This window comes from Campylobacter australis (genome assembly GCF_050586305.1).
Classification (GTDB): domain Bacteria; phylum Campylobacterota; class Campylobacteria; order Campylobacterales; family Campylobacteraceae; genus Campylobacter_A.
The window spans coordinates 18,065-31,399 of the sequence record NZ_JAXUAA010000002.1 but is presented as its reverse complement, the minus strand read 5'-3'; the positions used below and the strand labels follow the sequence as shown (position 1 = coordinate 31,399).

The following is a 13,335-nucleotide window of genomic DNA, read 5'->3' as shown; positions in this document are numbered from 1 at the left end:
TATGCGTGGCGATAAATTTGTACAAACTTTGAGTAGCAAAGTTAAAATTTTAGAAACTACCCGCCAGGCGGACGATCAGATAACCGTTTTGGTTGATAGAAATGATTTGCCACTAGCGGTTAAAATTTTATACTACGACATAGGTGGTTTTTTAAGCACGATGATACCAAATGACGAGCGTAGTATAAATGGCTGCTTTGCTCTTTATTATGCCATATCTATGGAAGGAAGCAAAATGAGTGAAGCTGATGACTTTGCTCCTGAGGATAAGTGCTTTATAACCGTTAAAACACTTATCCCAGCCGCAGATCCGACCTTTCCATCTGTTACACCGCTTGTGCCAGCTTGTGTTTGGTATGAACGAGAAGCTTTTGATATGTTTGGCTTGATAGCTGAGGGCTTGCCTGATAAGCGCAGGCTAGTTCTTTCAGATGATTGGCCTGATGGACTTCATCCGCTAAGAAAAGATGCGATGGATTATCGCTACAGACCTGATCCAGTAGCACATAAAGATGAGCCTGAGGCTGAGTTTTTGTTTCCACGAGGCGATGCTGTTGTAGATGTGCCACTTGGGCCACTTCATGTAACAAGTGATGAGCCAGGTCATTTTAGACTATTTTGTGATGGCGATGAGATAATCGACGCTGATTATAGGCTATTTTATCAGCACCGTGGCATGGAAAAACTAGCTGAAAATCGCATGAACTACGATCAAATGGGCTATTTAGCCGAGAGGGTTTGTGGAATTTGTGGATACGCACATGCTATTGCCTGCATAGAGGCTGCTGAAAAGGCTATAAAACTTGAAATTCCACTAAGAGCGCAGGCTATTAGGGTTATATGTCTTGAGATAGAGCGCCTACACTCACACTTATTAAACATAGGTCTAGCGTGCGAGGTTACTGGTAACTACAACGCATTTATGCATATTTTTAGGGTTCGCGAGTACTCAATGGAGCTAGCTCAGCTAGTTACTGGCGGTAGAAAGACTTATGGTAATGTCATCATGGGTGGCTTACGCAGAGATATGACAAACAACGAGATAAAACAAGCCATAGCTATCATAAACAACCTTGAAGTTCAAATAAATGAAATTTGGGATGCGGTTATGGAGGATAAACGCCAAATAGGACGCTGGAAAGGTGTTGGTGTGCTTGATAAGCAAGTAGCTCGTGACTTTAGCCCAGTTGGTCCGAATATGCGTGGTTCTGGCTTTAAGCGAGATAACCGCTATGATCACCCTTATGACTTCTTTAAACAAATCGAATTTGAAGTGGCAATAGAGCATGGCGGAGATGTATTTAGCCGTGAGATGGTAAGATATAAAGAACTAAAAAGCTCTATTCATATCATCCGTCAGTGCCTAGAACTCATGCCTCAAACGCCTATCTCAATCGATCCAAAAACGATGATAAGCCCTGAGAATTTTGCGCTTGGACATGATGAAGCTCCAAGGGGTGAAAATGTACACTGGATTATGCAAGGAAGTGCTCAAAAGGTTTATAGATGGAGATGTAGAGCCGCTACATATAACAACTGGCCATCTTTAAGATATCAGTTTAGAGGCAACAACATCTCAGACGCAGCGCTTATCGTCTGCTCGCTAGACCCATGCTATTCTTGTACAGAGCGTGTAACCTTAGTTGATGTTAGAAGCGGAAAAAATAAAATTTTAACCGAAAAAGATCTTAAAAAGATCTGCCAAAATGGCGGACTTTCTAGAAAGGATTTAAGATGATGAAGTTATTTGACATCACTGAAAAATACGGAAAGGCGACATACGCCTATCCGTTTGAGCCGTATAAAGTTCATGAAAATTTTCGCGGTCAGCCACACTATACATACGATCTTTGCATAGGTTGCGCAGCTTGCGGAGTAGCTTGCCCTAGCAACGCGATAGAGCTAAAGATGAACGAAGAGCAAAGCAAGCTTGTATGGCAATTTGACTGTGCAAGATGTATATTTTGCGGTCGTTGCGATGAAGTCTGTCCAACGGGTGCTGTTAGGCTTAGTGATAGCTTTGAGCTTGCAGTTAAATTTGATAAAAGCGCATTGATACAAAGGGGCGAGCTAGAGGTAGAAAAATGCTCATGTTGCGGTAAGCCTTTTACTCCAAAAAGACTTATAAACTACGCTATACAAAAGCTAGAGACTGCAAATTTACTACCCGGCAGGATAGATGAAGCAAAAGAATACTTGTATATCTGCCCTACTTGCAAGCAGGCAGCATCTGTTGAGCGACTTACAAGAGGTATCGAGGAGGGAATAAAATGAGAACTGTATATGAAGTCCCTGAGGATATAAAAAACGCAAATGATCTAACATCAAAGCTAGAGCATTTAAAAAATATCCAACGCAGTTTTAGCGTTTATAGAATTGACTGTGGAAGCTGTAACGGCTGTGAGATAGAAATTTTTGCCGCCATTACTCCGATGTGGGATCCTGAGAGATTTGGCTTTAAGCTCGTTGCAAACCCACGCCATGCTGATATTTTAGTCTGCACAGGTCCTGTGACTAGACAGATGTATTACCCGCTACTTCGTGCATACGAAGCAGCGCCTGATCCAAAGATCGTCGTAGCTCTTGGTGCATGCGGAAGCAGTGGCGGTATCTTTCATGATGCTTATAGTGTTTGGGGTGGTATAGATAAGATAGTGCCAGTTGATGTCTATATCCCTGGCTGTCCTCCGCACCCAGCTAGCATCATATATGGTCTTGGCATGGCACTTGGCATAATAGATCAAAAGCTACAAAAACGAAGCTTTGAGACCGATCATCTAACGCCTCCGCCAGCTAAGAAGTCAATCATCGGCGATATACTTTTTGAGCGTGACTTACAAGCTGAAAGTAAAAGGCTGATGAGCTATGTCTTTGGTAGGGCGCTTTTTGATAAGTATATGAGCGCTATAAAAGCAGCTAGTGATGTTAAAAATCCAACCCTTGCAAAAGAGGCTTTAGTGGCTGCTATAAAGGCTGAAGATGATCCTAGATATGCTGAGTGTATGGGAATTTTACACAATGATGTCTATTTAAAATACGCTAACGCAAGTAGCGAGTATAGCATAGACACAAAAGCAGTTTGGAATAAAAAATGATACAAGTTTTTAAACTAACAAAACGCCATATGGATGATAATAAAAACCTTTCACGCGAGTTAAAAGAGATAAAAGTCTTTTCAACTTGCGTAGGTCACGGCGTAGGGACGATAGATTTTAGCGAGAAGGTGCTTGAAATAAGCGAAGATGAACTTAGCAAAATCATCGAAAACTCAGGCGAATATGTCAAATTTAAGATAGGAAACATCAGTAAATATTTTGAAGTAGAGATATTTGCCGAACACGCCGCAAAGCTAATTCCGCAAATGTGCGAGTGTGAGTTTAAAGAAATTTTAAGAGGCCTTAAAGAGGGCTACTTAATGCTAAGGAAAATTTTTTAGGGGCTGGTGATGCAAAGTATTAAAAAGGCGATTTTATGTATCGGAAATCCTTTAAGAGGCGATGATGATGTCGGAAACGAAGTCGGTCGTTTGGTAGAAAAAAACCTACCCGAATGGCGAGTGTTTTACGGCGAAGATGTACCTGAAAATGAGTTTAAAGCGATACGAGAGTTTGAGCCTGAAATTTTAATCGTAGTTGATGCAATGAGTGGATTTAACGACGATAAGATCGAGTTTTTTGACCTAAGTGACGATAAAGACTATATCTACTCAACACACAACTTGCCAACACCAGTTTTACTAAGCTATCTGCGTAAAATTTGTGAAAAAACGCTGTTTTTAGGCATTAGTGTTTTGCTTGAAAATGTCCTTGACTTTAAAGAAGGACTTAGCCAAAAGGCAAAAGATAGTGCCAAAAAGGCGTATGAGCGAATTTTAGAGATTGATAGAAATTTAGTTAGTTAAAAATATTTTTACATAAGGAGTACAAGATGCTAAATCCTGCACAAACTGCCCAAGCTATATCTGGGGCGATGGAACACAAAGCACACACGCCAATTTCTAGCATAATATTTTTGGCTATAATGGCTGGTGCTGCGATAGCGATGGGTGATATATTTTGGGCACACTCGACTGTGGGTATGGCTGAAAAGCAGTCTATCGGACTTGCAAATTTTATCGGCGGTATCACATTTAGTTGCGGTCTCATGATGGTGGTTTTTTACGGCGGACACCTTTTTACAAGCTCGATTTTAAGCGGTGTTAGCGCTTATGCTGGCAAGCTAACACCAGGTAAAACCATAGGATACTGGGTGCTTGTTTGGATATGCAACTTCATAGGTGGTGCGCTAATTGCTTATATGTATTACTACTCAGGTTTGCCGCTAAAATTTGATGGCTATATCCTACAACACTTCATACCTGCTGGCATAGGCAAGATAACAGCTCCATTTCATGAGCTTTTTATACGCGGTATCTTTTGTAATGTCTTTGTTTGTATGGCTATTTGGACAGCTACAAGCGAAAATGATCTAAGCGGTAAATTTTTTGCTATTATGTGGATGATAGGCGCATTTGTGGCTTGCTCTATGGAGCACTGCGTGGCAAATATGTTTATCATCACAGAAGCCATCATAGCAAAAGGGCACTATCTAGCAACAGTAGGTGGCGACTTGCACGCACTTTCACATCTATTGCACGGTGTTAGCGTAGAACAGCTAGAGCTTTTAAATTGGAAAAATTTCTTAGTTGAAAACCTAGTGCCAGTAACACTTGGCAATATCGTAGGTGGTCTATTTTTCGTAGGTCTCGTTGGATTTATAGCAAATCAATACGAGATGAAAAAAGAGGCATAATTTTACAACTCCCCATTCTAATAAACTTAACCCCATGGCAGTTTTGCCTTGGGGTTTTACTTTATAAACTTAATAAATTTAATTAGTTTGTATAGCTTTGAAGTTTTTCAAAATCCATTATCAAAAACTCATGTGGTGATATACGCTTTATCACTCCATCTTTTATAAGCTCATTAAACGCGGTAGAGGCACTTTGACGCTTTAACCCAACGAAGCTTGAAAGCACTTTTACAGAAAATGGTAAGAATATAAAATGATAGCCATTTTGGACTAAATTTTGCTCATTTGAAAGCTCTATCAAAAAATTTGCTATACGACCCTTTGCACTTTCAAATAAGATGGATCTGATGATCTGACGCTGAATTAGAGTGATATTTGTAAGAGTTTCTGTATAAAATTTACAAAACCTCTCATTCTCAAAAAGCCAGTCTATCCCATCAGCATCCATAGTATAAACCTCGCTATCTTCTAAGATCTCAAGCACACAACTCTCATCAACTATCGTGATGTTATCCTTTTTTAGATGATATATAATAAACTCCTCTCCATCTTCAAAGAAACAGAGTTTTGCCGAGCCACTTATAAATACAACTATCTTTAAAAAGCTTGCATATATGGTGCTTCCTTTACTCAAATGCTCATAGCTAAATTTTGAGATCTCATCATAGCTTAGCACCGATGCAATGTTTGTTTCAAGTAGTCCTAAACGAGATTTTTTCATTCTATCCTTTCAAGGTGGCTAAAATTATATCTGAAAAATTTTAAAATTTATTAAAATAACTACTTTAATATTTTAAGATTAATATCGAAATTCATATTATAAATTTTATAAAAAATCATAAAAAATTTATTTTTAATTTTTTTTATTTTTTGTAAAATTATTTTTAAATACCCATATTTTCGTTATTTAATAATATGCAAAAAAAGCATATTATTAAAATTATTTTAAATTTTTTTAGTAATTTTAAAATTAATTTTATTTAATTAGTGATATAATTTATTTTGAATTTAATCAGAAAGGATAAAAATGCAAAGCGTGGTAAAAACCACCTGTCCGTATTGTGGAACGGGCTGTGGGATTGATCTTATCGTAAAAAATGGCAGGATAGTTGAGGCAAAACCGACTGAAAACCACCATGTAAATGATGGCGAACTTTGCCTTAAAGGTATGTTTGGCTGGGAATTTGTAAATTCTCCAAAACGCCTAACCAAGCCACTTATCCGCAAAAAAAACGGTGTTTTTGACAAACACGGCGAACTAACGGAAGTAAGCTTTGATGAGGCTTATGAATTTGTGGCGCAAAAATTTAAAACTACCGTTGAAAAGTACGGCAGTAACGCTATTATGGGCTTTAGCTCTGCTCGCTCAAACAACGAAGACAACTATGTTTTTCAAAAATTTTTTAGAGCACAAGGTAGTAACAATGTAGATCACTGCGCTCGTCTTTGACACGCTCCAACAGTGGCAGGTCTTGCCAACACACTTGGAAACGGAACGATGACGAACGACTTAGTTGAGTTTGCAACCGATACTGATGTGTTTTTGCTAATAGGCACAAACACAAGCGAGTGCCACCCTATCATCGCCATGCAAATGCAGCGCGGACTTGAAAGGGGCGCAAAGATGATCGTGATTGATCCAAAGCGTACAGATATGGCGAAAAAGGCTGATATTTACTTACAAATTCCTATTGGTGCAAACATCAAAACACTAAACACTATGATGAATGTGATACTCTCTGAAAATTTACAAGATGATGAGTTTATCAAAAACTACACTATAGGATATGAGTGGCTAAAAGAGGCTGTAAAAGACTTTACTCCAGAGCGCTTCGAGCGCGAAACTGGCGTGAGTGCAAAGCTTATTACTGAGGCTGCTAGGATGTATGCAAAGGCTAAAACTGCTGCTATTTGCTATACTATGGGCATCACTCAGTTTACAGACGGAACATCAAATGTCTTTTGCCTTTCAAATTTAGCCCTTTTAACTGGAAATTTAGGCAAAAAGGGCGCTGGTGTAAATCCGCTGCGCGGACAAAACAATGTCCAAGGCGCATGCGACATGGGGGCATTACCAAATGTTATACCAGCAGGAGCTGTAAATTCTCCTTACGCGCAAGAGCAAGCTCGTAAAGTATGGCACTTTGAACTAAATCCAACTCCAGGATTTAAACTTACGCAAGCCCCAGACAAGATAGATAGTGGCGAGATAAAGCTACTTTATGTTTTTGGAGAAAACCCTGTAATGAGCGACCCTTGGACAGAACATTTTGTTCATGCTGTTCATCATCTTGACTGCTTTATTGTACAAGATCTTTTTTTAACTGAAAGCGCACAAAAAGCTGATGTAGTCTTACCAGCTGCGTGCTGGGGCGAAAAAGATGGAACTTTTCTTAATACATCTCGCCGTGTTCAGCGCACTCGCAAAGCCAGTGAGCCAGTTGGTGGTGTAGAACCTGATTGGAAAGTGGTATGCAATATCGCTAAAAAGATGGGGCTTGAGGGGTTTGGCTTTCATGATGCAGAGCAAGTTTGGAATGAACTTAGAGAACTTCAACCAAAATTCTTTGGTGGCATAAGCTACTACCGCCTTGAAAAACTTGGTGGAATTTCTTGGCCTTGCCCAGACGAGGAGCATCCTGGCACACCAGATCTTTATACAGATAAAATTTCTATGCTACCTGATGGCAAATTCCGTTTTGCACCAGTTATCTACCTTGAAGATAAAGAGCAGCGCGCAAGTGCTGAGGCTGAATTTAGAGCAAGACTAAACATCCCTGATACTCATCCAGTAGGTAGTGGAGTGCTTAGTGAAGTGCCTGATGAGGTCTATCCTTGCTTATTTACAACGGGTCGTAAGGTATATCATTATCACACTGGCACTATGACACGAGAATGCCCTGCCCTAGAGCATGGTGCTGGAATGGAGGGCGCGCTTATCGAAGTTAGCGAAGATATCGCTAGAGAAAGGGAGCTTGAAGAGGGTTGCTATGCGCTAGTTGAAAATAAAAGGGGTAAGATAGCAGCTAAACTTCGTATCAACCCAGACCTAAGAGAAGGCACGATATTTACGACATTTCACTACAGTGAAGCAGATGGAAACGAGCTTGCAAACGCAAGCGATCCAGACCCACTTTCTGGTATCACTCCACTTAAAATGACAATAGCAAACATTAAACGCATAAATGAAGATGAGTTTATAAAATTTAGGGAGCAAAACGAGATAAAAATGCACTCTGAAACTCCGTATCTGTCTGCTAGTAGATAAATTTTTAAAGCCAAGAACTAACTCTTGGCTTTTTAATAATAGTAAAAAATGTTAAATGAAATACTTAGTAATTATTCATCATGGTTTATCTACATTTTATATTGTCTTAGTATAATTGCTAGAAAATTTACAAAAAATAAGGATATTTTATGAAAAAACAAAAAAGGATACTTCTCTCCATTGCGCTTGCTAGTGCTTTAAGTACTTGTGCATTTTCACAAGATATGAATGTAAATAACTTTCATTATAGAGATTATCTTGATCTGGGTCAAAATAAAGGCGTTTTTAGCAACACTATCGGCGAAGTCATTTTAAAGGCAAAGGATGGTAGTGAGTTTAAATTTGCTCGTGTACCAAGCCAAGCCGCTCGCACTATAGACGGCTCTATTACATCGCTTGGGCGAAACTATGCGGTTACAGCAGATCATACAAAAAATGTGTTTTCAGCCATTAGTTTTGATGGTAGGGGAAGTAACTCGACCACTTTTGGGCAGACAAACTATAAATTTTTAACAGGTCAGCACGCAACATCCAACACTGGGTCAAAATACTCAACCGACACACTATATATAAAAACAACAAAATATATAGTCGAAGGTGAAATTTCACCAGCAGATATCGATCAAATAGCGGTTTCAACACAGATAACTCGCGATAATGCAAATGAAAATATAGCAAAAATAGGCAGATATTTACAGAGTATAGATGGCAACAATGACGGTAAAATCGTACTTTATCAAGCTGGAACAGGGTATTTAGAGCTAAATCACTCATCCAATCTTAGCGGAACAGGCAACTATTCTCGAGGTGGTGGAATTTTTGATCTAAGCGCAAACACAATTTTAATAAATTTTTCCAACAGCTCTAACAATATCACACTAAGCGCAAAGGTCAATCAAAAATTTACAAACAATACAACAACTGGCGATAGCGGAAGTGGATTTTATCTTTATGACGGGCAAAAATGGGTTTTAATTGGCGTTTTAAGGGGACATCTAAGTGGTGATGCAAACTGGATAGATCTATCTTATGTAACCAAACAGGATTTTGAAGATTATGTAAGCAAATACGAAAGTCGCTCGGCAAATTTAGAGCAAAATAAAGATAACATCATATCTAACAATCAAACATTTAACATAGCAACCAACCAAGACTTAGGCTACGGTGGAATCGTAGTGGAGAGTGGAACGACCACGATAAATGGCACTGGAAGTCTAAAATTTGCTGGATTTGATATCGCCGAAAATGCAAGCGCAAATTTAAACACAAAAATTCAAGAAGACCTACACAAGATCGGAGCTGGAACGCTAAATGTAGGTGTCGCAACTGGGACAAATTTGCGCCTTGGCAATGGCGAAGTCGTATTAAACACCGATAATGCTTTTAATAAAATTTATGTAACCAGCGGTAGAGCAACACTCAAACTTGCAGATAGCATAACTAGCTTTAACGCAGATAATTTATTTTTTGGCAACGGTGGTGGGAAACTGGATCTAAACGGTAAAAGCATAGAGGTTAAAAACTTCTCCGCAAACGATAGTGGCGCAAATGTCATAAACTCATCTCAAACCGATTCAACCATAACTCTAAAAGGTAACGAAAATTCCGATACAATCGTGCATACAGCCATCGGTGGAAGCGATAAAAACAAAATAAATTTAAAAGTCGAAAGCACAAATGATAAAACGCTAGTTTTTAACGCAAATACCCAAATAGATGGCACTTTAAGCGTTACAAATTCCAAAGTTGCCATACACGGACACCCAACCACACACGCTATAAAAACATCAAATACATCAGTCTCTACAATAAAACAATATGACAAAAATATACCAGAATATATGGACTTAGAGCGTCCATCAACGCTTGCTCAGCCAGACTGGGACAAAGTGAAATTTGAAGCCAAACAAGGCGTAAAGCTTGAAAACTCAACGCTAAGTATCGGCAAAGAGAGCGAGTTTAACTCAGACATTACGGCAAATGGTGCTTCAGCTATAAATTTTGGCGGAGATATTGAGTATTTTATCGACAAACTTGACGGAAGCAATACTCAAAACGGCGGACTATCATATGCTCAGCAAATCGAAAACCAAAAGTTAGATGAGAAAAATCAGGGCAACGATACGATAAAATTTAGTGGCACAATAACTGCAACTGGAACAACCGCTATAAAATCTAGTCTAACGCAGTTTGCTCCAACATTAAAACTCTCTGAAAATGCAACTTTAAAAGCTAAAAATTTAACTATCAGTGATGCAAACAAAGTTGATTTTGCAGGTAACTCAAAAGCCGATATAGATGAATTAATACTTAAAAACATTTCAAATAGTAGCGACAAACTAACAAAAGCGATGACGGCCACACTAAAAGTAAGCAAATCTTTAACCTTAGATAATGCAAAGAATTTAAATCTAAATAACAATCTGGTGAGTAACTTAAACGAGCTAAATTTGATAGCCAAAAATGGCAGTTTAGTCGAAGCAAACGAAAAAACAAGTCTAAAAGGACTAAGCCTAGATGCTTCAACATATTCTCAAAAAGGAACTGGCGAGCTAAGTATAAATGGTGGAAATATCGAGCTTAAAAACGGCTCAATATTAACAGCAGACACACTAAAACTAGAAAATTTCACAAATGAAAATTTCAAGATCACAGACTCAACATTTGGTATTAAAAATTTAGAGGCAAAAAACTCAACAATCAACATAACAACACTAAACAATAATTCAATACTAGAAAATCTGACAGCCAGTGGCAACAGCGAAATCACACTCAAAACTTGGGATGAGAATAAATTTGATAATCTTAAAACACAAGATAGTGCAAAGATTAATCTTAAAGAGCTTAGCTTTGATATGTCAAACGAAAAAAGCGTAAATACAAATATTGCAATTTTAGACTCTTTAACACTAAATGGTGTCGGTTTATTTAATGGAAATGACATCAAGATAAACACGATAAAATTTAATAATCTAACCTTTGCTGATGCACTTAAAATTGAGTTAAATTTCAGTGATGTTTTAAAAGAAAATATCGACAAAATAGACTATGAAAAAGACTATGAAATTATCGTAGCTACAAATTTAAACGGCAAAACACCATATGTTAAGCTATCTAATGGAATTTTTGCAACAAGTTTCGTAGCTGATAATAAGCTAAAAGTAAAATTTACAAAAGAAGATCCAAAAAGTGAAAATGCTCTTAAAAATCTTACAGACAACCAAAACAACGAGCTTTTAAAAGCGATTATCTCTCATACAAATAGCGGTGCAAGTCCAGAACTAGCAGCACAGATAGAACTAGCAGCACACACAAAGGATGTGGGTGCAATGAAAGAAATTTTACAAAAGACTGAAAGTGAACTTAAAAATATCAGCGAAAATTCTGATGCGACAATAGCAAACAGTATGCTTTTCTCATCAAATTTAGTGATGAATTCTCGCCTTGCACACTTGAAATTTACTCCAAAACTAACTATGCAAAACGCCTTTAAATATGCTCTTGCGAGTGGTTCAAACGACGATGTAAAAAAAGTTTTTGAAGCAATTGAAGCTAACAAAGCTAAAAACAGCTTTTGGTATAACTTTGGCGGTGGCTATTTTAAAGAAAATAGCAGTGCGGATATGAAATTTTATTCAACAAATATTGGATATGATAAGCTTAACGATGTTGGTCAAGGTAGCGTTATTTATGGCGCTATGGCTGGTTTTAGTGGCGCAAAATACAAAGCCAAAAACTATCAAGACAACTCAAAAGCTTACAATATCGGCATTTACGCAGACTATGAAAACACAAACGCATATGAAGCTACCGCAAATTTAAGTCTAATCTATATTAAGAGCGAGAAAAATTTTACTCTCTTAAATAACCAAGAAAATGCTAAGAATAACGGCTACGGCGTGCTTTTATCAACATATCATAAATATCGCTTTGACATTTCAGACTCACAAAGTATAAAGCCACTTGTTGCGATTGAGGCTGACTACACAAAAATGGATGGCTTTAAAACGCAAAACTACAAACAAGATAAATTAAGCAAATTTGGTGTTAGTCTAGGTCTTGGTGCAGAGTATAACATCCTAAACAGTACACAAGCTCACACGATCCAAGCTATCGCCAAAAAGCGAATACACCGCTCAAACAACAATGTGAAGCTAAATTTAAGCCAAGCAGACTCATTTTTGGAATATAAAACAGACAAAACTCGCGTAAAATACGAGCTAAACTATATCGGCGAAACTAAACTAAATGAGGGCTTTACCCTACAGTACAACATCGGTGGCAACGCTGATTTTAAGGGTAGTTATGGTGGTAAAGCTGGTGTCAAGCTGGAATATAAATTTTAAAAAATACCAAAAAATCAAGGCGTAAATTCATTTTACGCCTTATAAAACCCATAAACTTATGTGCTTTATAGTCTTAAATTATCTTTATTTTGATGTATAAGACGCCTACTAAATAAAATTCATTGCCAATATACTTTAAAATTACAATAACTGCAAATTCATTAAATCTTAATCACATAGGTAAAAAGCATTTGCCGTAATAAAAGCTCAAATTTATGTTAATATTTAGCCAAAATCTCTATTTTGCTAAATTTTTATTTTATTCAAGCTTATAATAAAGTATATCCAATAATATAGCCTGAAAGATCTTTGTAAGGTTTTTAAAATATACTTAGGATACGAAAAGTATATATGGTGCCTGAGGTCGGACTCGAACCGACACAAGGTTGCCCTTACCAGATTTTGAGTCTGGCGCGTCTACCAGTTTCACCACTCAGGCTTTTAAAGTTTATTATTGTATCAAAAATTTATAAAAAGCAGATTAAAAAGCTGGAAGCCAAGTGGCTTCCGAGCAAGAAATTATTTCTTCTTAGCAGCTTTTTTGCCACCAGCAGCTACAACTTCTTTAAGTTTTTTACCAACTTTAAATTTTACAGCTTTGCTAGCTGGTACATCAATAACTTTCTTTGTTCCAGGAACGCGAGCTTTTCTAGCAGCTCTGTCAGTAGTACTAAATGTACCAAAACCGATAAAGCTTATGCTATCGCCTTTAACAAGAGCAGCAGAGATTGTCTCAAGAGCAGCATCAACTGCTTTTAGAGAATCTTTTTTAGAAAGACCAGCCTTATCGGCAACAGCTTGAATGAATTCAGCTTTTTTCATGAACTATCCTTTGTTTGAAGTGTTACAGTGCCTATTTTACACTCTTTTTTTAAAAAAAACAATAGCTTTGCCCCTAAAATTCACAAAATTTACAAATTTCTTTGCAAA

Annotated in this window: 10 protein-coding genes and 1 tRNA gene; 8 read left to right on the top strand and 3 right to left on the bottom strand. The window is 37.7% G+C overall.

Annotated features, from left to right (window positions below):
- The first annotated feature begins 1 nt into the window (after position 1).
- Genes U5B17_RS03035 through U5B17_RS03010 form a run of 6 tightly spaced genes read left to right on the top strand, consistent with a single transcriptional unit; the run spans position 2 to position 4,791 of the window.
- Positions 2–1,738, top strand: a complete 1,737-nt coding sequence (locus U5B17_RS03035) for a hydrogenase large subunit (RefSeq protein WP_430803898.1) — start codon at positions 2–4, stop codon at positions 1,736–1,738.
- Complete coding sequence (locus tag U5B17_RS03030; RefSeq protein WP_430803897.1) at positions 1,735–2,274, top strand: formate hydrogenlyase complex iron-sulfur subunit; 540 nt, start codon at positions 1,735–1,737, stop codon at positions 2,272–2,274. Before U5B17_RS03035 ends, U5B17_RS03030 begins: the two co-directional genes overlap by 4 nt.
- A complete protein-coding gene (locus tag U5B17_RS03025; protein ID WP_430803896.1) occupies positions 2,271–3,095 on the top strand; it encodes an NADH-quinone oxidoreductase subunit B family protein in 825 nt (274 codons plus the stop codon). The genes U5B17_RS03030 and U5B17_RS03025 overlap by 4 nt, the downstream gene beginning before the upstream one ends.
- Positions 3,092–3,436 (top strand): formate hydrogenlyase maturation HycH family protein, encoded by a 345-nt coding sequence (locus U5B17_RS03020; RefSeq protein ID WP_430803895.1) that lies wholly within the window; start codon positions 3,092–3,094, stop codon positions 3,434–3,436. The genes U5B17_RS03025 and U5B17_RS03020 overlap by 4 nt, the downstream gene beginning before the upstream one ends.
- Before the next feature lie 18 nt (positions 3,437–3,454).
- Positions 3,455–3,901, top strand: coding sequence for a hydrogenase 3 maturation endopeptidase HyCI (locus U5B17_RS03015; RefSeq protein WP_230056738.1), 447 nt, complete (start codon positions 3,455–3,457; stop codon positions 3,899–3,901).
- 26 nt (positions 3,902–3,927) lie between these two features.
- Entirely contained in the window at positions 3,928–4,791 is an 864-nt protein-coding gene (locus U5B17_RS03010; protein ID WP_430803894.1) for a formate/nitrite transporter family protein, read from the top strand.
- A gap of 82 nt (positions 4,792–4,873) precedes the next feature.
- Here the strand turns inward: U5B17_RS03010 and U5B17_RS03005 are convergent, their stop codons facing one another.
- Entirely contained in the window at positions 4,874–5,512 is a 639-nt protein-coding gene (locus U5B17_RS03005) for a Crp/Fnr family transcriptional regulator (protein WP_430803893.1), read from the bottom strand.
- A 306-nt stretch (positions 5,513–5,818) separates the two neighbouring features.
- On the opposite strand from U5B17_RS03005, the gene fdhF reads away from it, so the two are divergent.
- Complete coding sequence (gene fdhF, locus U5B17_RS03000) at positions 5,819–8,059, top strand: formate dehydrogenase subunit alpha (RefSeq protein ID WP_430803892.1); 2,241 nt, start codon at positions 5,819–5,821, stop codon at positions 8,057–8,059.
- Between the two features lie 149 nt (positions 8,060–8,208).
- Entirely contained in the window at positions 8,209–12,405 is a 4,197-nt protein-coding gene (locus U5B17_RS02995) for a S6 family peptidase (protein WP_430803891.1), read from the top strand.
- A gap of 352 nt (positions 12,406–12,757) precedes the next feature.
- On the opposite strand, the gene U5B17_RS02990 is transcribed toward U5B17_RS02995, so the two are convergent.
- A tRNA-Leu gene (locus U5B17_RS02990) sits at positions 12,758–12,844 on the bottom strand.
- Positions 12,845–12,924: 80 nt separating this feature from the next.
- Entirely contained in the window at positions 12,925–13,227 is a 303-nt protein-coding gene (locus U5B17_RS02985) for an HU family DNA-binding protein (RefSeq protein ID WP_430803890.1), read from the bottom strand.
- Positions 13,228–13,335 lie beyond the last annotated feature (108 nt).